Here is a 23,278-nt window from a genome sequence, read left to right on the forward strand (position 1 = left end):
ATGACAGGGGACGAAACCGGCGTCGAGCTCGTCGACGCCGAACTGGCAGGCAAGGCGGCACCGCTGGCCGAGCGGCTGGTCGCCGACCGGGCGGCGTCGAAGCTGGCCGCGCAGGACTCGACGCTGTGGGGCCCGGACGCCGAGTCCGAGGCGTCGATCCGCCTCTCGTGGACGTCGCTGCACAAGTCGTCGCGGCCGCTGATCGGTGAGATCGAGGCGCTGCGCGCGGAACTGCAGGCCGAAGGCGTCGACCGCGTGGTGCTCGCCGGCATGGGCGGCTCGTCGCTCGCGCCGGAGGTCATCACCGCCACGGCCGGCGTCGCGCTGACCGTGCTCGACACGACCGACCCGGGCCAGGTCGCCGACGCGCTCGCGGGCGACCTCGAGCGCACGGTGATCGTGGTGTCGTCGAAGTCGGGCGGCACGGTCGAGACCGACAGCCACCGGCGCATCTTCGCGAAGGCGTTCGCCGACGCGGGGATCGACGCGGCGCGGCGCGTCGTGGTCGTGACCGACCCGGGCTCGCCGTTGTCGGAACTGTCCGAAAAGGAGGGTTACCGCAAGACCTTCCTGGCCGACCCGCACGTCGGCGGCCGCTACTCGGCGCTGACCGCGTTCGGCCTCGTGCCGGCCGGCCTCGCCGGCGCGGACATCGCGCGCCTGCTGGACCAGGCCGCCGCGGTCGCCGAGACCCTCGGCGCCGACTCGGCCGACAACCCGGCGATCAAGCTCGCCGCCGCGTGGAGCGCGGCCCACGAGGGCGGCGCGGAGAAGGTCGTGCTGGCCGACACCGGCTCGGGCATCAAGGGTTTCCCCGACTGGGCCGAGCAGCTGATCGCGGAATCCACCGGCAAGCTCGGCACCGGCCTGCTGCCGGTCGCCGTCGAGAGCCCGCAGGCCCCCGGCTTCGCCGACGCCGGGGCCGACGCGACCGCCGTCGCCATCGGCACGCCGCAGGGCGCCGCGAAGATCGCGGTGACCGGCCCGCTCGGCGCGCAGTTCCTGCTGTGGGAGTTCGCGACCGCGCTCGCCGGCCGGCTGATCGGGATCAACCCGTTCGACCAGCCCGACGTCGAGGCGGCGAAGAAGGCGGCGCGCGCGCTGCTGGACGAGCCGGAGAAGCTGTCCGGCAAGGAGACTCCGGCCACTGTGGACGGTGCCGTCGAGGTGTTCGGTTCGGAAGGCGTTGCCACGGAAGGAAAGCTGGCGGACGTGCTGCGCGCGTTCTTCGGCTCCGTCGCCGACGGCGGCTACTTCGCGGTGCAGGCCTACCTCGACCGGCTCGACGACGCGTCGACCTCGCTGCTGCGCGGCGAGATCGCCAAGCGCACCGGCGTGCAGACCACGTTCGGCTGGGGCCCGCGGTTCCTTCACTCCACCGGGCAGTACCACAAGGGCGGCCACCAGAACGGCAGCTTCCTCCAGGTCACCGGCGCGGTCGCCGACGACCTGGCGGTGCCGGACCGCCCGTACACCCTGGGCCAGCTGCAGCACGCGCAGGCGCTCGGCGACGGACAGGTCCTCGCCGAACACGGCCGCCCGGTCCTGCGGCTGCACCTGACCGACCGGGCCGCCGGGCTCGCCGAGCTCGTGCGGGCAGTACAGGAGGCCGGCGAGTGACGACCTGGCAGAACCCGCTGCGGGATCCGCGCGACAAGCGGCTCCCGCGGATCGCGGGTCCGTCGAGCCTGGTGATCTTCGGGGTCACCGGCGACCTGGCGCGCAAGAAGCTCATGCCCGCCATCTACGACCTGGCCCACCGCGGCCTGCTGCCCGCCGGCTTCTCGCTGGTCGGCTTCGCCCGCCGCGACTGGGAGCACCAGGACTTCGGCGAGCTCGTGCACGATTCGGTGCGCGAGCACGCGCGGACGCCGTTCAAGGAGTCGGTGTGGAACCGGCTCGCCGAGGGCATCCGCTTCGTGCAGGGCACCTTCGACGACGACGACGCCTTCGACCGCCTCGCCCAGACCGTGAAGGACCTGGACACCGAGCGCGGCACCGGCGGCAACACGGCGTTCTACCTCTCGATCCCGCCGAGCGCGTTCCCGGTGGTGACGAAGCAGCTGGCCCGCTCGGGTCTCGCCGACGCCGACGCCACGACCTGGCGCCGCGTGGTCATCGAGAAGCCGTTCGGCCACGACCTCAAGAGCGCCAAGGAGCTCAACGGGATCGTGAACGACGTCTTCCCCGAGGAGTCGGTGTTCCGCATCGACCACTACCTCGGCAAGGAGACGGTGCAGAACCTGCTGGCGCTGCGCTTCGCGAACCAGCTGTTCGAGCCGATCTGGAACGCCAACTACATCGACCACGTGCAGATCACCATGGCCGAGGACATCGGTCTCGGCGGCCGCGCGGGGTACTACGACGGGATCGGCGCCGCCCGCGACGTCATCCAGAACCACCTGCTGCAGCTGCTCGCGCTGACGGCGATGGACGAGCCGCTGTCGTTCGAGCCGAAGGCGCTGCGCTCGGAAAAGGCGAAGGTGCTGGCGGCGACCGTGCCGATCCGCCCCTTCGACCAGACCACCGCGCGCGGGCAGTACGCCGGCGGCTGGCAGGGCGGCACGAAGGTGCCGGGCCTGCTGCAGGAGGCCGGGTTCGCGAAGGACTCCAAGACCGAGACCTACGCCGCCGTGACGCTGGAGGTGCAGAACCGCCGCTGGGCGGGCGTGCCGTTCTACCTGCGCACGGGCAAGCGGCTGGGCCGGCGCGTCACGGAGATCGCGGTCGTGTTCAAGCGCGCGCCGCACCTGCCGTTCGACTCCACCTCCACCGAGGAGCTGGGCCAGAACGCGCTGGTGATCCGCGTGCAGCCGGACGAGGGCATCACGCTGCGGTTCGGGTCGAAGGTGCCGGGGACCACGATGGAGGTCCGCGACGTCACGATGGACTTCGGGTACGGCCACGCCTTCACCGAGTCCTCCCCCGAGGCGTACGAGCGGCTGATCCTCGACGTGCTGCTGGGCGAGCCGTCGCTGTTCCCGGTCAACGAGGAGGTCGAGCTCTCCTGGGAGATCCTCGACCCGGTCCTCGACCACTGGGCCAAGGAAGGCGCGCCGGAGCAGTACGCGCCGGGTACGTGGGGTCCGAAGAGCGCCGACGAGATGCTCGAGCGTACGGGCCGGAACTGGAGGCGTCCGTGATCATCGACCTGCCATCCACCACGACTTCGCAGCTCAACAAGAAGCTGGTGGAGATCCGCGACCAGGGCGGCCAGGTCGCGCTGGGCCGGGTGCTGACCCTGGTCATCGTCGCGGACGACGACGCCAAGCTCGAGGAGGCCATCGAGGCCGCGAACCACGCGAGCCGGGAGCACCCGTCGCGCGTGATCGTGGTCGCGAAGGGCGCCCGCACGGCGGCGCCGCGCATCGACGGCCAGATCCGCGTGGGCGGCGACGCCGGCGCGAGCGAGGTCATCGTGCTGCGCCTCTACGGGCCGCTGGCCTCGCAGGGCCAGAGCGCGGTCGTGCCGCTGCTGCTGCCCGACGCGCCGATCGTCACGTGGTGGCCGGGTGCCGGGCCGAAGGCGCCGGCGGAGGACCCGCTCGGCCAGATCGCGCAGCGGCGCATCACCGACTCGGCCGCGGAGAAGAGCCCCATAAGGGCACTCACCACGCGCGCGAAGGCTTACGTGGCGGGCGATTCCGACCTCGCGTGGACACGCCTCACGCACTGGCGGGCGCAGCTCGTGTCGGCCCTCGACCTGCCGCCGTACGAGAAGATCACCGGCGCGACCGTGACCGGCGAGGCCGACTCGCCGTCCACGGAGCTGCTCGCGGGCTGGCTCGCCGAGTACCTCAAGGTGCCGGTGAAGCGGATCAAGAGCTCCAGCGCCCAGGGCATCATCTCGGTGGAGCTCGAGCGGCGTTCGGGCGCGGTGGACCTGACCCGGCCCGACGGCCGCGTCGGCACGCTGACGCAGCCGGGCCAGCCGACCCGTCGGATCGCGCTGCAGCGGCGGAGCAACCCGGAGTGCCTGGTGGAGGAGCTGCGCCGGCTCGACCCGGACGAGGTCTACGAGGCTTCGCTGAACGGGCTGCACAAGATCGCCGCGCCGAGCACGAAAGCGACCACGTCGCCGTCCACCTCGGCCGCCGCGAAGCCGAAGACCGCGGCCAAGGCGCCGGCCAAGAAGGCCAAGGCCAAGGCCGAGAAGAGCGCTTCGTGAGCCGGACCGAGGTCGTCGTCTACGAGAACGCCGCCCTGCTGGCCGCCGCCGCGGCGGCGCGGCTGATCACGCGGATCGTCGACGTGCAGGCGGCCAAGGGCTCCGCGTCGGTCGTGCTCACCGGCGGCGGCACGGGCATCGCCGTCCTGGAGGAGCTGAACAACTCGAGCGCCCGGGACGCGATCGACTGGTCGCGCCTGGACGTGTACTGGGGCGACGAGCGGTTCGTCCCGGCGGACTCGGACGAGCGGAACGAGAAGGGCGCGCGTGAGGCGCTGCTCGACCACGTGCCTCTCGACCCGAAGCGCGTGCACGCGATGGCGCCGTCCGACGGCGAGTTCGGTGACGACGTGGACGCCGCAGCCGCGGCGTACGCGGAGGTCCTGGCCGCGCAGGCCGGGCCGGACTCGGGTGGCGTGCCGGAGTTCGACATCATGCTGCTCGGCCTCGGCGGGGAGGGGCACACCGCGTCGGTGTTCCCGGACTCCCCGGCGGTGCACGAGACGCAGCGTTCGGTGGTGGCGGTGCGCGACTGTCCGAAGCCGCCGTCGACTCGCGTCTCGCTCACGCTGCCGGCCATCCGCCGCGCGCGTGAGGTGTGGCTGATGACGGCGGGCGACGCGAAGGCCGAGGCCGTGTCGCTGGCGCTGTCCGGCGCTCCGGAGGTGCAGGTGCCCGTCTCGGGTGCGCGCGGCTACCGGCGCACGCTCTGGCTGCTGGACCGCACGGCGGCCGGCAAGCTGACGAAGGTGTACGAGCCGCCGACCGCTTAGTCCTCGATGCCCGAAGGCCGCCCTGGGAGTTCCCCGGGCGGCCTTCGGCGTTTCCGGAGGTCCTGACGCTGGGTCTTCAGCGCCGCTCGACGGGATGACGGCCCGTCGCGCGAAAGAACGAAGATCATTCATGTGCCGAACGGGCCAGTGACGACTACTCCGAAGAGTGGATCACCAACCCGTGGGAACACCTTTAAGGTGAACGTACGGTGTTGTGATCGACACGAGGTGACGTCAGACTGTCTCCTGCCACCTGGATGACGTAGTGATGGAGATCAGGAAGCCAAAGCTTCGCGGGCGGGTGAAACTTACCGTCGTCACACACCTCTTCGTTAGCATCCGCGAATTTGTTCTCCGCCGCGCGTCCCGATCGGGTGGCCGGCGCATCTCATCATCAAGTCCACAAGACGAATGGGGTCGCCGCATGAGCACTGAGGGACTCTCGATTCCAGGCATCTCGATGGGCAGCCCCGGCGCGGGGGCTGCCGATCGGGTCAGGCGGTTCAGCTTCGCCGCGCTGCGCCGGCCGTTCGTGTCGACGATCGGTGTCGAGGCCATCGCGGTGGTGGCGGCCGTGCTGGACGTGTGGTTGGTCATCCCGCCGAAGGCGCCGCCCTACTCGATCTACCTGTCGGCGGCGGCGTGCCTGGCCGTGGTGCTGCGGCGGAAGGTCCCGTTCGTCGCCATGGTGCTGGCCGTGCCGGGCTTCCTCGCCGGCTGGGCGCAGCTGGCGTCGATGATCACGCTGGGCACGCTCGCCACGCGCCGCCAGATCCACTGGCAGACGTGGGTGGGCGCCGGGCTGGTGTTCACCTGCCGGTTCGTGCAGTGGCCGCTGGAGGACTTCGTCCAGCTCAGCTGGCGTGAGCACGTGCTCGACGGCATCTACGGCGTGCTGGTGGCCGGCATGCCGATCGCGATCGGCCTGCTGATCGGCGCCCGCGCGGAGATCTCCGCCAAGCTCGCCGAACTGGCCCGCAGCCGCGACCGCGAGCGCCGCTTCCACGCCGACGCCGTGCGGGCCGAGGAGCGCGCCCGGCTGGCCCGCGAGATGCACGACGTCGTCTCGCACCAGATCACCCTCATCGCCATGCAGGCCGGCGCCCTGCAGGCCCAGGCGAAGGAGGGCACGGCGCTGCAGACCGCCCAGGTCATCCGGCAGCTGTCGACCCGCACGCTGGAGGAGCTGCGCTCGCTGGTGAGCGTGCTGCGCTCCGGTGCCGAGGAAGAGGGGCCCCGGCCCGGCATCGGCGAGCTGGACCACCTGATCCGCACCGCGGACGTCCCGGTGCACCTCACGGTCGAGCGGCTGCCGGACACGCTGCCGAGCCAGGTGTCGGCCGCCGCGTACCGCACAGTCCAGGAAGCCCTCACCAACGTCCACAAGCACGCCCCCGGCGCCACGGCGACCATCCGCATCCAGGGCGGCAGCGGCGCGTTGAGCATCGAGGTGCGCAACGAGCGCGCCGCGCGGGCGTCGGAACACCTGCCCTCGGGCGGCCACGGCCTCACCGGACTCGCCGAACGCGCCCGCCTCCTCGGCGGCAGCTTCGAAACCTCGGACACGGAAGACGGCGGCTTCCGCGTCCGCGCGCGCTACCCCCTGGACCGCTGACCCAGGCCTCTCCCCCTCCCCTCAGGTCGAAGGGGTGGCACCGCAGCGCGGCCGCGATCCGGCCACTGCGGTGCCACCCCTTCGCCGCGTCTTGACCGCGGTGCGTCCGGCCGCTTCAGTGCTGGGGTGACCTCGTACGTCGAACGACCGCCGGTGCCGCAGCTCGCGGGTGTGGTGCGGACGGTGTGGGTCCAGCGGACCGGCGCGGCGCCCTACGTGCAGCGCCACCTGCCCACGGGCGGCGTCGAACTCCACTTCCCGATCGGCGGGCGGCCCCAGCTGCTCGGCCCGCTGACGGGCCCGCACGTCGAAGTCATCCCGGCGCACACCACGCTCGTCGGCGTGCGGTTCCGGCCGGGCGCCGCGCCCCCGCTGCCGGCGGTGCTCGACGACCTGGTCGACCAGCGACTCGTCCTGGCCGAGCTGTGGGGCTCTCCGGTCGAGCGCCTCGTGGACGCGGTGGGCGTCGCCGCGACGCCCGAGCTCGCGCTCGAGGTGCTGCAGGCGCACCTGCTGCGGGAGTTCCGCGCCGCCGGTGGCGCGGATCCGCTGGTGGGTGAAGCCGTGCGGGCGCTGATGCCCTGGCGCCCGGTCGACATCTCCGCGCTGGCCGGTCACCTGGCGCTGTCGGCGAGCCAGCTGCGCCGCCGCTGCCTGCACGCGATCGGGACGGGACCCAAGGTGCTCCAGCGCACGCTGCGCTTCCAGGGGTTCCTCGCGCTGGCGCAGGCCGGCGCCACCGCGTCCGGCCGGGTCGGGGCCGATGGCGTGGCCGGGCTCGCGGTCGACGTCGGGTACGCCGACCAGGCCCACCTCAGCCGCGAGTGCCTCCGCCTCACCGGCGTGACGCCGCGCAGCCTCCTCGGCGGCGACGTCGACCGGTGCGCGTGCGGTCACGACCACTCGGCGTCGTACCGGCCGTTCCTCGCCGGTCGCGGACGCTGAGGGTGCGCGTTTCGTTCAAGAAACCGCGGTGGCGCCCTTCGTAGGGTCGGCGCGTGTTCGGTTCTTCGCTCGACGGCGAGGTGTTCCGCCCCGGCTCGCCGGGGTACGAAGCGGTGCGCCGGCCGGTGAACCCGGTCTACGGGAACGTGCGGCCCCGGCTCGTGGTGCGGTGCCGGTCGGTCCGGGACGTCGTCGCGACCCTCGCCCACGCGCGGACGACCGGGGATCATTTCGCGGTGCGCGGCGGCGGCCACTGCTTCGCGGGCCGGTCTTCGACGGCCGGGATCGTGCTCGATCTGTCCACAATGGACGACGTGCGCGTGGCCGGGCGGGCGACGATCGGAGCGGGCGCCCGGCTGGCGCGGGTGTACGCGGCGCTGCACGCGCACGGGTGCACGCTGCCGGCCGGGTGCGGACCCACCGTCGGCATCGCCGGCCTGACCCTCGGTGGCGGGATCGGCCTGCTGGGACGCGAGCACGGGCTGACGTGCGACCGGCTCACCGGCGCGCAGGTGGTGCTCGCGGACGGCAGCGTCGTGGAGTGCGACGACGAGCGGGAGCCGGACCTGTTCTGGGCGCTGCGGGGAGCGGGCGGGGCGCGGTTCGGGGTGGTGACCTCGCTGCGGTTCGACCCCGTGCCCGAGCCGGCGATGACCCGCGTCGAAGGCCACGTGGCGGGAGCCGGGCTCGCCGAGCTGGTCTCGACGTGGCAGGCCGGGGCGCCCGACGCGCCCGACGGGCTCACCGTGAACCTCACGCTGACGTCCTCGCCGGGGTCACCCGCGGTGGCGCGGCTGTTCGGCGCCTCGACGTTCGGGGAAGGGCGGACGCGCTCGTTGCTGCGCGGCCTCCCCGCGGTTTCAGTGCGCGGCGGCCTGTCCGTCCCCGAGCTGAAGCGCACGTTCGCCGAGCCGCCGGACACGCGGGCCGTGCGGATCCGGTCGGAGTTCTTCGCCCGCGCGCTGCCGGACCGCACGCTCGCGGAGCTCCTCGCCGGGCTCGGCGAGCCGCGGGCCGCCGGCCGGCGGGAGCTCACCTTCACCGCGATGGGCGGCGCCTACAACCGCGTCGCCTCCGCCGCCACGGCCTTCGCCCACCGCGGCGAGCGCTTCCTGCTGGAACACGTCGCCGACGCCGGTGATCCGTGGGTGGACCGTTCGTGGGCCGCCGCGCACCCCGGCGGCTCGGGGCACGTCTACCCCAACTTCCCCGATCCCGCGCTCGCCGACGAACCCGCCGCCTACCACGCCGGCAACCTCGCCCGCCTGGCGGCGGTCAAGCGGGCGTACGACCCACACGGATTTTTCGGAGTACTCAAGGTTTCCGAACCCACGGAGGAACGATGAGCAAGGTCATCTGCGCCCACGCCGTCTCGGTCGACGGCTTCATCAGCGGCCGCACCCCCGACGGCCAGGACGAGTTCGGCCGCGGCCTCGGCGACGCGACCACCCTGTTCGACTGGTACTTCAGCGGGGACACCCCGAGCCGCGTGTTCGACGGGTTCAAGCTGAGCGAGCCCAGCGCGCGCCTGTTCGACGAGTTCGCGGGCCGCATCGGCGCGGTCGTCGCGGGACGCACCACCTACGAGCACTCCAGCGGCTTCGGCAGCGGCAGCCCCCACCCGACGGCGCCGCTGTTCGTCGTCAGCCACCGCCCGGTGACCGACCTCGCCGGCCCGCAGACCCTCGTGACCACCGGCGTGGCGGACGCGATCGCCGCCGCCCGCGCCGCCGCGGGCGGCAAGGACATCGGCGTGATGGGCGGCGGCCTCGCCACCGAGGCGCTGAATGAAGGCCTCGTGGACGAGCTCGTCCTGCACCAGGTCCCCGTCCTCCTCGGCGGCGGGCGCCCGTTCTTCCACGAGCTGCCCGCCCACGTCCGGCTGCGCCTGCGCCAGGCCGTCCCGGCCCCCGGCGTCACGCACCTCCACTACGAAGTCCTGCGCTGACCCTCGTGAGGCGTCGGGCCTGAACGGACCCCGGACGCACGAAACCACCGACTTCGACCGGAAACCGGACAAAGTCGGTGGTTTCGAGAAAAAGCAGGCGCTAGATCAGTTCCCGGCGCTGCCGAAGGCGTTCGAGGGCTTCCGCGAGGATCGCTTCGCCGTCGGCGTCGGAGCGGCGTTCCTTGACGTACGCGAGGTGCGTCTTGTACGGCTCGGTGCGAGGCGCGGCGGGCGGGTTCTGCTGGTCCTGCCCACCGGGCAGGCCGCAGCGCGGGCAGTCCCACTCGTCCGGGATCTCGGCGTCCATCGAGAACGACGGGCGGGCCTCGTGACCGTTGGCGCACCAGTAGGAGATGCGGCGCCGCGGCGCGGATTCACCCCGCTCCGATTCGCCAGAAGGGCCGGCACCCACGCGGGTGCCGCGAATCGCGTTACCGCCAACCATGAATCCTCACACCTAGGGAATCGGCGGCGCGCCCCCCAATAGGCACGCCGATGCACACGAGCCCTTGAGCGCCGGGCCCGAGCGAGGTCCGGTCAGACCTTGAGCAGCAGGCCGAGGCCGACGATGCTGATCAGCCAGATGGCACCCAGCAGCAGCGTGATCCGGTCGAGGTTCTTCTCGGCCACGCTCGACCCCGAGAGGCTGGACTGCATACCCCCACCGAAGAGCGACGACAGACCGCCACCGCGTCCCCGGTGGAGCAGCACAGCCACGACCAGCAGCACGCTGGAGGCGATCAACAGGATTTGCAGGAACAGCTTCATGTCATCCTCTGTGCTCTTCGGAGAACGCAGGGGTACGGCCCGACCCGCACCGCGGATCTCCACCGTACCCCTGGACTCGTCCACTGCTGTGTGACGGACCGGATACACAGGTTACCCGGTAGTGGCCTCGATCAGGGCAGCGGGCCACCCGCCGCGAGTGCGCAGAGTTTGGTGAACTCGTCACCGTCGAGGCTCGCGCCACCCACGAGAGCACCGTCGATGTTCTCGCAGGCCACCAGCTCGCCCACATTGCCCGATTTCACCGAACCGCCGTAAAGCACCCGAACGGCCGAAGCGATCTCGTCGCCGTACTTCTCGGCGAGCACCGTGCGGATGGTCTTGCAGACCTCCTCGGCGTCGGCCGGCGTCGCCACCTTGCCGGTGCCGATGGCCCACACGGGCTCGTAGGCCACGACCACGTTCTTCACCTGGTCGGCCTTCAGCCCCTTGAGGCCCTCGAGCAGCTGGTTCGTCGCGTGCGCGTGGTGCTCACCGGCCTCGCGGATCTCGAGGTTCTCGCCCACGCACAGAATCGGCGTGATCCCGTGCTTGAGGGCGGCGCGCACCTTCTTGCAGATCAGCTCGTCGGTCTCGGCGTGGTACTCGCGCCGCTCCGAGTGGCCGATCGCGACGAACGTGCAGCCCAGCTTGGCGAGCATCGGACCCGACACGTCGCCGGTGTAGGCACCGGAGTCGTGCGGCGACAGGTCCTGCGCGCCGTAGGTGAGCGACAGCTTGTCGCCGTCGGTGAGCGTCTGCACGCTGCGGATGTCCGTGAACGGCGGCAGCACCGCGACGTCCACCTTCGCGTAGTACTTCTCCGGCAACGCGAAGGCGATCTTCTGAACCAGCGCGATCGCCTCGAGGTGGTTCAGGTTCATCTTCCAGTTGCCGACGATCAACGGCTTGCGTGCCACTAGTTCTTCTCCAATGCAGCCACGCCGGGCAGTTCCTTGCCCTCGAGGTACTCCAGTGAAGCACCGCCACCCGTGGAGATGTGGGAGAACCCGTCCTCGGGCAGGCCCAGCTGCCGCACCGCGGCCGCCGAGTCGCCGCCGCCGACCACGGTGAAGGCGTCGCTCTTCACGAGCGCCTCGGCCACGGCACGGGTGCCGCCCGAGAACGCTTCGAACTCGAACACGCCCATCGGGCCGTTCCAGAACACAGTGGCCGCGTCGGCCAGCTTGCCGGCGAACAACTCGCGGCTGCGCGGGCCGATGTCGAGACCCTGGCGCTCGGCCGGGATGGCCGTGGCGTCGACGACGTCGTGCTCGGCGTCGGCCGAGAAGTCCGTCGCGGCCAGCACGTCGACCGGGAGCACGAGTTCGACGCCGCGCTTCTCGGCCTCGGCCAGGAAGCCCGACACCTGCTCGAGCTGGTCCTCCTGCAGGAGGGACTTGCCGACCTCGTGGCCCTGGGCCTTGAGGAAGGTGTACGCCATGCCGCCACCGATGAGCAGGCGGTCGACCTTGGTCAGCAGGTTGGCGATCACGCCGAGCTTGTCCGACACCTTCGCGCCGCCGAGCACCACCACGTAGGGGCGCTTGACGTCGTCGGTGAGCTTCTTCAGCACGTCGAGCTCGGCCAGCACCAAGCCGCCCGCGTACGCCGGGAGCACCGCGGCGATCTCGTAGACCGAGGCCTGCTTGCGGTGCACCACGCCGAACCCGTCGGACACGAACGCGCCGCCGGGCACGAGCGCGGCCAGCTCGGCCGCGAGCTCGGAGCGGTCGACGGCGTCCTTGCTGGTCTCGCGCGCGTCGAAGCGCACGTTCTCCAGCAGCGCGACGCCGCCGTCGGCGAGGCCGCCGACGAGCGCCTTGGCCGAATCGCCCACGAGGTCACCCGCGAGCGGGACCTCGGCGCCGAGCAGCTCGCCCAGCCGCTTCGCGACGGGCGCGAGCGTGTACTTCGGGTCGGGCTCGCCCTTGGGCCGGCCCAGGTGCGCCGTGACGACGACCTTCGCACCCGCCTGGGCGAGCTTCTCGATCGTGGGCACGGCGGCGCGGACGCGGCCGTCGTCGGTGATCTTCGACCCGTCGAGCGGGACGTTCAGGTCGCTGCGCACCAGCACGTAGCGACCCTGGAGACCAGCACTGCCCTCGCTCAGCAGGTTTTCGAGGTTCTTGACCGTCATCGGGCTCAGGCGAGCTTCGAACCGACGAGCTTGACCAGGTCGGCGAGGCGGTTGGAGTAGCCCCACTCGTTGTCGTACCAGCCGACGACCTTGACCTGGTTGCCGATGACCTTGGTCAGCGGCGCGTCGTAGATGCAGGACGCCGGGTCGGTGACGATGTCCGAGGACACGATCGGGTCCTCGTTGTAGCGCAGGATGCCGGCGAGCGGGCCCTCGGCGGCGGCCTTGTACGCGGCGTTGACCTCTTCGAGGGTGGCGCTCTTGGTCAGCGTCACGGTCAGGTCGGTGGTCGAGCCGGTCGGGACCGGCACGCGCAGCGCGTAGCCGTCGAGCTTGCCGTTGAGCTCCGGCAGCACCAGGCCGATGGCCTTCGCGGCGCCGGTGGAGGTCGGCACGATGTTGATCGCGGCGGCGCGGGCGCGGCGCAGGTCCTTGTGCGGGGCGTCCTGCAGGTTCTGGTCCTGCGTGTAGGCGTGGATGGTGGTCATCAGGCCCTGCTCGATGCCGAACGCGTCCTGCAGGACCTTGGCCAGCGGGCCGAGGCAGTTGGTGGTGCAGGAGGCGTTGGAGATGATGACCTGCGAGCCGTCGTACTTGTCGTCGTTGACGCCCAGCACCACGGTGAGGTCCTCGCCCTTGGCGGGCGCGGAGATGATGACCTTCTTGGCCCCGCCGGCGATGTGCGCCTTGGCGGCGTCGGCGTTGGTGAAGAAACCGGTCGACTCGACGACGACGTCCACGCCCAGGTCGCCCCACGGCAGGTTCGCCGGGTCGCGCTCCGCCAGCGCCTTGATGGTCGTGCCGTCGACGACGATGCCCTCGTCGGACAGCGACACCTCACCCGGGAACCGGCCCAGGACGGAGTCGTACTTGAGCAGGTGGGCCATTGTGGCGACGTCGCCGAGGTCGTTGAACGCGACCACCTCGATGTCGTGGCCGCTCGCCTTCACGGCGCGGAAGAAGTTGCGGCCGATCCGGCCGAAGCCGTTGACACCTACGCGAACGGTCACTGCTGCCACTCCTCTTGTTCGTGATCCTCGAACCGGGGCCCACGCCCCGGAAGACTTCCGGGTTCGGCGCAACCCTAGCGTGCGCGCGCGGTCGTCCCTGACCGCCCTGACGAGACTTCCACCACTGCGCCGCACCGTCAAGAATCGATTAAGAAGCCAGCTCACAAGCTTGCGCCCGGAAATCGGCCCGCGGCCCGGCCGGGGGTGCGGACCACTCGCTTGATCGGTCTTGGTGCCACGGTTCACGTGGTCGGCTGACGCGCCGGCGGTGTCCGGAAGATCGGAAATCACCCGCCGCCCGAGAGCTCCCGTTCGACGGGGGTGCGGAACTTGGGCACGACGCGTGTCTCGCCGAGCCAGGTCTGCAGACGGACGGCTTCGGCTTCGACCGCCGCTTTCCGTTCGCGGCCGGGGTCTTCGAGGAACCGCAGCGCGATCTCGCCGGACGGTCGCTGCGCCCAGGCGCCCACGACGCGGCCATCGGCCCACACGGTGGGGCCGATGTTGCCGCTGCGGTCGAAGAGCGCGGCGCGGTGGGGGCCGACGTACCAGTCGCGGGCGGACCAGCCCATCGCCGTCGGGTCGAGGGCGGGCAGCAGCGCGACCCACGGTTCCGGTTCGGCGACGGGGTCGAGGTCGTCGGAGAGCACCAGCCCGGGTTCGCCGTCGAGGTCGGCTTCGGTGGTGTCGAGGGCGGCGAGGGCCTGTTTCGTCTGCGTGGCCGTCCAGCCGGTCCACCAGCGGAGGTCCGAGGCGGGAGCCGGGCCGAAGGCGTGGAGCCAGCGGCGAGCCAGCTCCGCGCGGGCCTCGGCGGCCGGCAGTTCCGGGAGGCCACCCGGCAGCCAGCCGTCGAGCGGGGCCCAGACGTACTGGGTGCTCAGCCAGCTGCCGCGCGGCCGCCCGCGCACGATGCGGCCGTCGACCGCGAGCTGGAAGAGCACGCGGCTCGTGACGTTCGCGATCGCGGCGTACGGCTTGCCTTTCGCCATGTGCAACTGCTGGCGCAGCCGCGGTTCGTCGTGGGCCAGCTCCTGCGCGGTCGCGGATCCCCTGGCGCGCAAGGCTTTTTCGACGCTCACGGCGACCTCGGCGAGCCACCGCGGCGGATCCTCGACGTTGGCGGGGTGCCCGACGGTGCCGAGGTGCTGTTCGAGCAGTTTCCGTTGCCGCACGGCGATGTCGGCCGCGCAGCCGGCCTGCGCGAGCGCCGCCGTCGCCACGTCGAGCACGAACACCGTGCGGCGCATGCCGAGCAGCCGCACCAGGGTGCGGTCTTCGTACAGCGCGCGCTCGACCTCGCCCACGATGTCGGTCCCGGCGGGCGTGCGCGCCCACGCGGCGAGGTACACCGACGCCGGGTCGGTCGCGTGCAGCGCGACGACACCGGCCGCGGCGTCCTCGACGGTGGTCGCCGGAGCCGCGAGGCCGTGGCGCACTCCGAGCCGGGCCCGGCGCTGCGCGAGGGAGATCTTCACGCGCTCGTTGTACCAGCGGGGTGCGACAAAAACGCTTCGTCCGCCGCCTCGCTCCGCGATTACCCTCGGCCTATGGTCACCCCGGCACACCTCGCGGCCTTCGCCGCGCTGACGTTCCTCATGGTCGTCGTCCCCGGCCCCAGCGTGCTGTTCACCATCAGCCGCGCGCTGACCGTCGGGCGCCGGGACGCGCTGCTCACCGTCCTCGGCAACGCCGCGGGCGTGTACACGCAGGTGGTGGCCGTCGCGTTCGGGCTGGGCGCGGTCGTGACCACGTCGGCCGCCGTGTTCACCGCGATCAAGCTCGCGGGCGCGCTGTACCTCGTCTACCTGGGCGTCCAGGCGATCCGCAAGCGCCGCAAGCTCGCCGACGCCATGGCGGCCGCCGTGCGCAGCACCCCGGGCCGCACGCTGTCCGTGCTGCGCGTCGGCTTCGTCGTCGGCTTCGCCAACCCGAAGTCGATCGTGTTCCTGGCCGCGCTGCTCCCCCAGTTCGTCCACCCGGCCGCCGGGTCGGTGCCCGCGCAGATGCTGCTGCTCGGCATCTGCCTCCCGGCCATCGCACTGGCGACCGACAGCGCGTGGGCCCTCGTCGCCGGCACGGCGCGCACGTGGTTCGCCCGCTCGCCCCGCCGCCTCGAACTCGTCGGCGGCACCGGGGGCCTGGTGATGATCGGCCTGGGTGCGACGCTCGCGTTCACGGGCCGCAAGGACTAGGCCACCGCGGTCACCAGGTCGCGCTGCCACTCGCCGGGCAGCCCGTCGAGCGAGACGACCACCTGGTCGGCACCCGCGGCGCGGTACTCGCGCAGCCGGGCCACGACCGTGTCGAAATCGCCGTGGACGGTCACGCCGTCGAGCAGGCGGTCCGACAGGTCCGCGACGTCGGCGGCGGTGAAGCCCATGCGGCGGAAGTTGGCGGCGTAACCCGGGACGCCGGCGAGGAACCGCAGCGAGCCGGTGCGCAGGGTGTCGCGGGCGCGGGCCGGGTCGGGGTCGGCGACGACCGTGGTGAGGACGGCCAGGCCGGTGTCCGGGCCGAGGAGCTCGCGGGCCGACGCGACGTAGTCGGGCGTGACGAGGAACGGGTACGCCGCGGACGCGCGGTCGCGCGCCAGTTCGAGCATGCGGGGGCCCAGTGCGGACAGCACGCGCTGCGAGGCCGGGACCACCGCGTCGAGCTCGTCCAGGTAAGCCGACAGCGTGGCGAGCGGGCGGGCGCCGTGGGCGCCGCCGAGGCCGGGCCGCCAGCGGCCGGGGTGCGTGGCCGCCAGGTCGCGGTACCGGGCCGCCACGTCGGCCGCGCGCACCCGGTCGACGGAGAGGATCCCGTTGACCACCGTCACCCGCCGCGTCGCGCGCACGAGTTCGGGCACGAGTGCAAGGTTGTCGCCCTGACCGCCCGGGAGCCACACCGTGGAGTAGCCGAGTTCCTCCAGCCGCACCGCCTCGGCGACCGCCGCCGCCGAGTCCGCCGTGCCGAACGCGGGTGTCGCCGCCCCCACCGGGCCGAATGCCGTCATGCCGGTGGCAACCGGCACCGCCCCGGTGGTGTTCCGATCACGCCGGTTGTTCGTCGACAGCGGAATCCACCGCGGACTCGGCACCGGAGTCCTCGGCGTGCTCTTCCGGCGCGTCGGCCTTGCTGAACATCCGCGTCGCCGAGAGCCGGGCGACGCCGTCCGGGTCGCCGAGGTCTTCCAGGGAGGTGCGGATCGTCGAGTCCACCGACAGGTACTTCCGGCCGGCCCGCAGGTCGGCGTCGTTGCGCAGCCGCACGATGAGCGGGAACTCCGCGAGCGCGCCCGCGTCGAACAAGCCGGTGGTGTAGATCAGCTGCACGCCCAGGGCTTCCGCGACCGCGCGCTGCAGCTCCAGCAGGTACCCCGCCGACGCGCGGCCGATCGGGTTGTCCAGGAACAGCACGCCGGAGTGGCGGTTGCGCGCCTTGCCGCGGTTGTTCGCGCGCAGCGCCGCGAGCGTGCAGTACAGGATGATCGCCGCGGTGAGCTGCTGGCCGCCGGAGAACACGTCGCGGATCTCCGACACGCGCTGGCGTTCGGTGCGCAGCACGGAATCCGGCTTGAGCATGTCGACGCGGAACCCCTTGGGCGCGGCCACTTGCACGCCGCGCAGCACCAGCGACAGGCCGTCGCGCTTCACGTCGCGGCCGTCGGCCGTCTTGCCCACCGCCGCCTCGTCGACGACCTCACCGAGCTTGTCCGCGAGCACGTTGTCCTCGAGCTCGGTGAAGCGGATGCGCAGGAACTCCTGGCCCGACCAGTCGCCGAGCCCATCCGGCAGCCGCGACACGCGCTGGGCCGAGCGCAGCGTGCGCAGCGCGCCGTCGACCATGCCCTGCAGGCGCGTGATGATGCCGCCGCGGTGGCGGTCGATCTGCGCGAGGTCGTCGGTGAGCGTGCGCAGCCGCGGGCGCAGCGCCTCGGCCCACTCCGCCGCGTGGGCGGGCAGCTGGTCGCGCTTCACCGAGATCACCTGCTGGCGCACCGGCGTGCTCAGCTTCTCGAAGCGCTTCTCCGTGGCGTACTGCGCCAGCTGGTCCGCGGCCGCGCGCACGCGCCGGTCGCCCGTGTCGGCGGACTCCTGCGCGTTCGACAGCACGGCGTTCAGCTGCGCGTGCTTGGCGCGCGCGGATTCGACGTCGCCGTCGTACGCCTCGGCGTTCGCGTCCTCGGTCAGCAAGTGCGCGAGTGATTCCCCGAGCAGCCCGAACCCGGACGCCGAAGCCTTGGCCGCGTCCAGCGTCGCCTCCGCTGCCGCTCGCCGTTCCTGCAGCTCCTCCCACTTGCGGGCCGCGGCCGACACCTCGAGCGAAGCGGCGTCGATGAGCTCCAGGCCGTGTTCGATGTCGCGGGGCCGCTCGGCCGGCGACGCCGCACCCGTCTGAAGCGGCAGCACGTCCAGCTCGGCCCGCCGCGTGGACACCAGGCCGATCGCCTCGGTGCGCTCCTCCTCCACGGCGTCCACCCCGCGCCGCGCGCGGGCCAGCGCCGCCGCGCGGGCCGACGCGTCGGAGCCGTCCGGGGTCTCCAGCAGCTCCGCGGCGCGCGTGCGCACCGCTTCGTCGAGCGCTTCGAGCGCGGACGCCGCCGCGGCCTCCGCGGACTCGGCCTGTTCCAGCTCGGACCGCAGGTCGCTGCCGACCTCCACCTTGGCGTAGGCGTCCGAAGCCGACGCGAAGGTCCGGCGCAGCGCGTCCACCGGTTCGGCCGGCGCCTCGGGGTCTTCGGTGTCTTCGGGGTCTTCCGCCACTTCGGCGGCACCCGGCACCTCGGCCAGCTCCGACCGGGCGGTGGTCGCCGTGCGGCGGTGCCCGTCGGCGGTGCGCTGCTCCTCCCCCGCCTGCTCACGCAACCGCGCGGCGCGGGCCGCCGCGTCGGCCGCGGTGGCTTCGGCGCGCTCGGCGATCTCCGTGGCGCGCTCGACTTCTTCGGTCCACTCCGCGACGCGGGTCGCCCGGGTCGCGAGCTCACCGAGCCGCCGGGCCTTCTCCTCGCCCTCGGCCACCGAGGTGCGCAACGCCGGCACGCGTTCGCGCAGCGTGGCCGATTTTTCGCTCAACCGCGCGAATTCCGCTTCCGCCTGTCCGAGCGCCGTCTGCGCGGTCTCGCGCGCGACGCGGGCGCTCTCGGCCTGTTCGGCGAGCGTCGCGATCGCGCCGGCCGGGTAGTCCTCGCGCCACGTGGTGAGCTTCCACGTCAGCGCGCCGTCGGTGGCGAGCGAACCGGCGAGCTGCTCAAGGCGGCGCTGCCGTTCGGCGTGCCGCTGCGCCACCGCTTCGCGTTCGGTGTCGGCGGCTTCCTCGTCGTACATCGCCGGGTTCGGCGGCACGAGGAACTCCACGCCCGCCGCGGCCGGCGCGTCGTCCTGCTGGAACGCCCCGGTGGTGCCGACGGCGACCACGGCGCTGGGCAGCAGCCGCCCGGCCGCCAGCACCGCACGCGCCCGCGGCACCTGCGCGGCGTCGTTCAGCAGCACCCCGGCGACGAGCTGCGGCAGGCGTTCCAGCACCTCGGCGCGGCGCCCGGCGTCCAATTTGGACAAGTACCGCCAGCCGGACCACGCCGTGATCCCGGCCTGTTCGAGGGCGTCGAGCGCTGCTTGCACGTCGTGCGGCGGCGGCAGCAGCCCCCCGGAGCCGAGCGCGGCGAGCGCGCGTTCGTCGGCCGACTCCTCCATGCGCAGCGCCGTCTGCTCCTTCTCGACGGCCGCGCTCGCGTCGCGAAGCCGTTGCAGCAGCACGGGCAGATCGCTTTCGAGGCGCACGTCGTCGGCGGCCAGCAGCTCGACGAGCCGGGGTTCGGCCGCCAGCGCGTCCGTGCGCCGGTGCGCCCGGTCGAGGTCCTCGGCCGCGCGCGCCAACCGGTCCTGAGTGGACCCGGCGAACTGGTTCGCCTCGTTCACCGCCCGTTGCGCCGCCTGCAGATCCTCCCGCGCGCGGTCGAGCTCCTGCTCGCGCCGGCCGAGTTCGGCCGCCGCTTCGTCGGCTTCGGTGCGCGCGGCTCGCGCCGCCTCCGGCACGTCCGCTCCCGCCGCGAGCAGTCCACTTCGGACAGAGTTCGAGATCTCCTCGCGCAGCTCGGCGATGCGCGACGACAGCCCCCGCGCCTCCGCCCGGCGCGAAGCGGCGAGGTTCGCGGCCTCGTCGCGGTCGGTCTGCGCCTTTTCCGCTTCGGCGCGCAACGCGCCGGCGTGGGCCTCGGCCTGGTCGGCCTGCCGCTGCGCGTCGCGGGCGAGCGCCCGCAGGCCGCGCGCGAGCGCCGAAGCCGCCGCGTTGCGGGCGGCCAGCGCGGGCTTCGCCTTCTCCTCGCGGTTGCCGACGAGCTCGCGCAGGTCCTTCGCCTTGCGCGCCGCGTTGAGCTGGTTGAGGACGGTGGCGGTTTCGCGCCACGCCTCGGCGGCCGTCTTCGCCTCGGCCAGCTCGTCGTCCACGCGCTTGCGCGCTTCCTGCGCGTCGTCCAGCCGCAGCACGGCGACGAGCCGGCGCAGCTCCGTGACCCCCGCCGCGAGCCGCCGGTGGTCGCCCTCGGCGAGCTTCTCCGCCGACTTGACCTCGTCGACGTGCTCTTCCAGCCCTGAGAGCCGCGCGTTCTCGAGTTCGTTGCGCGCGTGGATGCGCCCGGCGAGCTCCTGCAGGTCCGCCCGGGCCGACTCGGCGATCCGGCGCGACGCGGCGGCCACGCCCTCCTCGTCGGCGAGCGGGCCGAGCAGTTCGAGCGCACCCTCGACGAAGTCCTTCTCCGCCAGCAGATCACCGCGCTGCGCGAGGTTGTGCGCATACGTCGACACGACCTCGGCGAGGTCCTTCGGCTCGTCCTCCGACAGCACGGCGCGCAGCAGGAACTCCACGAACGTCTCGTCGGTGGAGAACTGGAACGCGTCGGCCGCCTCGCCCTCGCCGGCGTTCATCGCGCGCTGGTAGCGGAACAGCTCCGTGTCGAGACCGAGCGAGTCCAGTTTGGCCGTCCACTCGTGGTGGCGCCGCGTCCACGACAGCTCCAGTTCCGGTTCGGCCATCGAGGCCGCGGCGATCCGGTCGTGGAAGCCGGACATGGTGAGCAGCCGGCCGTCCTCGGTCAGCGGCAGCGAATCGAGCCCCACTGCCGCCGTCGGGCGGAAGCAGTACCACGAGTCGACGAGGTTCTCCGAATCCGCCGACGTCACGTGCCCGCGCCACTCCGACACCTTGCCGGTGATCACGCGGTGCCCGGTCTCCACGTGCAGCCACTCCAGCACGACGTGCGAAACGTCCTTGGCCGCCACGAACTTCTCCAGCACCTTGGTGCTCGTGGTGCCCACGACCTGGCGGCGGCCCGGCAGCATCACGGAGAAGATCAGCTTGATCAGCACCGATTTGCCGCCGCCGTTCTCCAGGAACAGCACGCTCGCGGGCGAGGGCCGGCGCACCGGTCCCCCGGCGTGGATGCCGGCGCTGAACAGCGCGTCCTGCTTCGGCGCGGTGATGGTGGCGCCGACGCCGCTGAAGTCCAGCACCACGTCCTGGTAGCGGGCGCCCGCGGGGCCCACCGAGTGCAGGCGGACCCGCGAAAGCTCGTACATCGAATCCCCTCTACTGCAACGTGTCCGAAGCGGTCGCGCGCAACGTTCCCCCCGCGCTCGCGACCGCGACGACGTCGAGCGCGAGCAAGTCGTCGAACGCCGCGTCGGCGGCCAGCTCGCGCACCTGGATCTGGTACCGGGGCGTGGTGCGGTAGGTCCCGCCCTGCTCGTCGCTCACCGGCACCAGGAAGCCCTGGTCGGCGAGGAACCGCAGGGCGCGCGCGACCATGCCCCGGGTGGTGTCGGCGGCCAGGCGGCCGTCCTTCGTGGCCGCCGCGGCCGGGCGGCGGGCGTAGGCGCGCCACGCCTGTTCCAGCTCCGGCGCGTCGGCCAGCGGGTCGTTGTTGGCCTCGGCCTGCTGCGCGCGCTCGTCGAGGATGCGCGCGGCCTCGCGCACCATCGCGTCGACCTGCTCCACGCTCACGCGGCCGATGTAGGTGTCGTTGGCGAGGTCGTCGGGCCGCGGGTAGGCGAGCGCCGCCGCGGCGAGGTGGATGAGGCCGTGGATGACCTTCTCGGTCTCGCGGCGCTCGCGGATCTTGGCCTGGCGCGCGTAGCTGTCCATCTTGATCTCGAAGATCGACTCGTCGACGGCCGCGAGCACAGCGCCCGCCTGCTGGTTGACCTCCAGCACCATGAGCCCGAGGCCCGAAGCGACGGCGTGCGTGAGCGCCTTGAACGCGTTGTCCTCGGCGTAGCGGCGCACCAGCTCGCCGTAGACGACGTCGCGGGCGGGCAGCTGCTTCGGGCGCATGCCGAACGCGACCAGGCGCGCGGCGGCCTCGGCGTCGACGCTCGTGTGGGTCACGGGCATCAGGCGACCTCCTGGGGCTCGGGTTCGGCATCGTGGTCTTCGGCGCGCTCGACCTGCGCAGTGGACAGCAGCAGATCGGCTCCGCCGAACTCGGGGTCCTCGAGCAACGTGCCGTCGTCGACGGCCAGCAGCACCTGGCGTTCCCCCTGGCGGCGCGCGGCGCCGACCTCGGGACTGTAGGCGTGCAGGGCGCGCAGCGCGACCAGAGCAGCCAGCCCGGGTTGCTTGGTGCGGCGCGCGTCCTCCAGCAGGCCCGACAGGCGGCGCGGCACGTCGGGCAGGTCGAGCAGGTCGTCGGCCAGGCGCCACACGTCGTCGCCGAAGCGGTCGGTGTCTTCGGCGGGCATCAGCTCGGGTTCGGGGATCTCGCCCACGAGCTGGTCGCGCTCGGGGGCGGGCCGCAGCAGCAGCGACACCAGCGACGAGAGCGCGGGCACCACGGGCGGCGTGATCCCGGCGACGGCGTGGAAGAAGTGCTCGGCGGGCCCGACGGCGTCGGCCAGCGGCAGCCCGAGCGTCGGCACGAGCAGCTGGCCGAACAGGTCGATCGTCGCGCGCTGCGGCGGTCCGGAGAACTGCTGGCGGTCCTGCTCGGCGCGGAACACCGCCCCCGCGGCGGCCAGGCGCGACTGGAGACGCGTGTGGCGGCGGATGCAGTCGGCGACGATGTCGACGAGCTCGGCCGCGCGGCGTTTGTGGTCGACGTCCTCGGACTCGTCGCGCGCGGTGGTGATGTTCTTGAGGATCGCGTTCTCCGCGCGGAAGCGGGACTCGATGTGCCCGAGCGCGGTGTCGATCAGCTCCGGGACCTCGAGCTCCCAGTCGACGGCGCGCACGTCGCGGCGGGTGGCGTCGAGCTTGGCGCGCAAGGTTTCGCCGTACTGGACGGTGCGGTAGCGCGCCTGCTCGGCCGCGAGCTTCGCGTCGGCCAGCCGGCCCCGGTTGATCAGGTTCTCGAGCTTCACCTCGGCCGCGATCTGGGCCGACTCGACGTCGGTGTCGAGCGCGCCGACGAGCACGTTGATCGCTTCGTCGGTGGCGCGCAGGTACACCTCGCCGTCGGGCGCGGCCAGCTCGACGAGCAGCTTGAAGTCGAACTGCCGGCGCTGGTAGCCGTCCGGGCCCATCGAACCGTAGACGCGCCGGAAGCCGCGGTCGGTGGTGCCGACGTTGATCAGGTTGTCGAGCACCCACTTGGCCACGCGCACGTGCTCCTCGGGCGTGCGCGAACGCGCCTGCTGCGCGATGAACGGCAGCAGCCGGTCGATCACCTGGTCGTGGCCCGCGCCGGTGTCGAAGTCCATGGCGATGGTGACCTGGTCGATCGTGTGCAGCGCGATCTCGGCCATCTGGTACACCGTGGCTTCGGCCCAGTCGAGTTTGGCCTTGCGGGCGTCGAGGTCGTGCAGCGGCGCGGTGCACGCGAGCGCCTTCAGCCGGCGGGTCAGCCCCTCGTCGGCCAGGCCCGCGCTCCCCATCTCGTCGTCTCGCACAGCAGGCCAGGCTAGTCGGCCTGCTCAGGCCCCCGCACACGCGGACGGCTA

At 72.5% G+C, this 23,278-nt stretch carries 19 protein-coding genes; 9 read left to right on the plus strand and 10 right to left on the minus strand.

Features of this window, described 5'->3' with window-relative positions:
• The 8 genes from ACIA77_RS12735 to ACIA77_RS12770 all read left to right on the plus strand — a co-directional run bounded on the left by ACIA77_RS12735 (position 1) and on the right by ACIA77_RS12770 (position 9,449).
• The gene (locus ACIA77_RS12735; RefSeq protein WP_395885986.1) at positions 1-1,620 is read left to right on the plus strand and encodes a glucose-6-phosphate isomerase; all 1,620 of its coding nucleotides are present in this window, start codon (positions 1-3) and stop codon (positions 1,618-1,620) included.
• Positions 1,617-3,143: a glucose-6-phosphate dehydrogenase gene (gene zwf / locus ACIA77_RS12740; protein WP_395885987.1), complete on the plus strand. Its 1,527-nt coding sequence runs from the start codon at positions 1,617-1,619 to the stop codon at positions 3,141-3,143. Before ACIA77_RS12735 ends, zwf begins: the two co-directional genes overlap by 4 nt.
• Complete coding sequence (gene opcA / locus ACIA77_RS12745) at positions 3,140-4,168, plus strand: glucose-6-phosphate dehydrogenase assembly protein OpcA (RefSeq protein ID WP_395885988.1); 1,029 nt, start codon at positions 3,140-3,142, stop codon at positions 4,166-4,168. Before zwf ends, opcA begins: the two co-directional genes overlap by 4 nt.
• Complete coding sequence (gene pgl, locus ACIA77_RS12750) at positions 4,165-4,941, plus strand: 6-phosphogluconolactonase (RefSeq protein WP_395885989.1); 777 nt, start codon at positions 4,165-4,167, stop codon at positions 4,939-4,941. The genes opcA and pgl overlap by 4 nt, the downstream gene beginning before the upstream one ends.
• Positions 4,942-5,365: 424 nt before the next feature.
• On the plus strand, positions 5,366-6,556 hold the full coding sequence (locus tag ACIA77_RS12755; RefSeq protein WP_395885990.1) for a sensor histidine kinase: 1,191 nt from the start codon (positions 5,366-5,368) through the stop codon (positions 6,554-6,556).
• 126 nt (positions 6,557-6,682) lie between these two features.
• Positions 6,683-7,501 (plus strand): DUF6597 domain-containing transcriptional factor, encoded by an 819-nt coding sequence (locus tag ACIA77_RS12760; RefSeq protein ID WP_395885991.1) that lies wholly within the window; start codon positions 6,683-6,685, stop codon positions 7,499-7,501.
• Positions 7,502-7,554: 53 nt separating this feature from the next.
• The gene (locus ACIA77_RS12765) at positions 7,555-8,847 is read left to right on the plus strand and encodes an FAD-binding oxidoreductase (RefSeq protein WP_395885992.1); all 1,293 of its coding nucleotides are present in this window, start codon (positions 7,555-7,557) and stop codon (positions 8,845-8,847) included.
• A complete protein-coding gene (locus tag ACIA77_RS12770) occupies positions 8,844-9,449 on the plus strand; it encodes a dihydrofolate reductase family protein (protein ID WP_395885993.1) in 606 nt (201 codons plus the stop codon). The genes ACIA77_RS12765 and ACIA77_RS12770 overlap by 4 nt, the downstream gene beginning before the upstream one ends.
• Positions 9,450-9,549: 100 nt before the next feature.
• Here the strand turns inward: ACIA77_RS12770 and ACIA77_RS12775 are convergent, their stop codons facing one another.
• The 6 genes from ACIA77_RS12775 to ACIA77_RS12800 all read right to left on the minus strand — a co-directional run bounded on the left by ACIA77_RS12775 (position 9,550) and on the right by ACIA77_RS12800 (position 14,839).
• Positions 9,550-9,894 (minus strand): RNA polymerase-binding protein RbpA, encoded by a 345-nt coding sequence (locus ACIA77_RS12775; RefSeq protein ID WP_395885994.1) that lies wholly within the window; start codon positions 9,892-9,894, stop codon positions 9,550-9,552.
• Between the two features lie 92 nt (positions 9,895-9,986).
• Entirely contained in the window at positions 9,987-10,217 is a 231-nt protein-coding gene (gene secG, locus ACIA77_RS12780) for a preprotein translocase subunit SecG (RefSeq protein WP_204090114.1), read from the minus strand.
• 131 nt (positions 10,218-10,348) lie between these two features.
• Positions 10,349-11,134, minus strand: a complete 786-nt coding sequence (gene tpiA / locus ACIA77_RS12785) for a triose-phosphate isomerase (protein WP_395885995.1) — start codon at positions 11,132-11,134, stop codon at positions 10,349-10,351.
• Positions 11,134-12,354, minus strand: a complete 1,221-nt coding sequence (locus tag ACIA77_RS12790) for a phosphoglycerate kinase (protein ID WP_395885996.1) — start codon at positions 12,352-12,354, stop codon at positions 11,134-11,136. Before ACIA77_RS12790 ends, tpiA begins: the two co-directional genes overlap by 1 nt.
• A 5-nt stretch (positions 12,355-12,359) precedes the next feature.
• Positions 12,360-13,364, minus strand: coding sequence for a type I glyceraldehyde-3-phosphate dehydrogenase (gap, locus tag ACIA77_RS12795; RefSeq protein ID WP_395885997.1), 1,005 nt, complete (start codon positions 13,362-13,364; stop codon positions 12,360-12,362).
• 287 nt (positions 13,365-13,651) lie between these two features.
• Positions 13,652-14,839 (minus strand): winged helix DNA-binding domain-containing protein, encoded by a 1,188-nt coding sequence (locus ACIA77_RS12800; RefSeq protein ID WP_395885999.1) that lies wholly within the window; start codon positions 14,837-14,839, stop codon positions 13,652-13,654.
• A gap of 72 nt (positions 14,840-14,911) precedes the next feature.
• On the opposite strand from ACIA77_RS12800, the gene ACIA77_RS12805 reads away from it, so the two are divergent.
• Positions 14,912-15,556 (plus strand): LysE family translocator, encoded by a 645-nt coding sequence (locus ACIA77_RS12805; RefSeq protein WP_395886000.1) that lies wholly within the window; start codon positions 14,912-14,914, stop codon positions 15,554-15,556.
• Here ACIA77_RS12805 and ACIA77_RS12810 read toward each other — a convergent pair.
• From ACIA77_RS12810 to ACIA77_RS12825, 4 genes are read right to left on the minus strand one after another with little or no spacing between them, the layout of a single operon-like run.
• On the minus strand, positions 15,553-16,380 hold the full coding sequence (locus tag ACIA77_RS12810; protein ID WP_395886001.1) for a TIGR03620 family F420-dependent LLM class oxidoreductase: 828 nt from the start codon (positions 16,378-16,380) through the stop codon (positions 15,553-15,555). The two genes, ACIA77_RS12805 and ACIA77_RS12810, sit on opposite strands and share 4 nt — an antisense overlap.
• 19 nt (positions 16,381-16,399) lie before the next feature.
• Positions 16,400-20,920, minus strand: a complete 4,521-nt coding sequence (locus tag ACIA77_RS12815) for a hypothetical protein (protein ID WP_395886002.1) — start codon at positions 20,918-20,920, stop codon at positions 16,400-16,402.
• Positions 20,921-20,930: 10 nt separating this feature from the next.
• Positions 20,931-21,734 carry a hypothetical protein gene (locus tag ACIA77_RS12820; protein ID WP_395886003.1) on the minus strand — a complete coding sequence of 268 codons (804 nt, stop codon included), beginning with the start codon at positions 21,732-21,734 and terminating at the stop codon, positions 20,931-20,933.
• Positions 21,734-23,212, minus strand: coding sequence for a hypothetical protein (locus ACIA77_RS12825; RefSeq protein WP_395886207.1), 1,479 nt, complete (start codon positions 23,210-23,212; stop codon positions 21,734-21,736). The genes ACIA77_RS12820 and ACIA77_RS12825 overlap by 1 nt, the downstream gene beginning before the upstream one ends.
• Positions 23,213-23,278 lie beyond the last annotated feature (66 nt).

Source organism: Amycolatopsis sp. NPDC051903, from assembly GCF_044452505.1.
Classification (GTDB): Bacteria; Actinomycetota; Actinomycetes; order Mycobacteriales; family Pseudonocardiaceae; genus Amycolatopsis.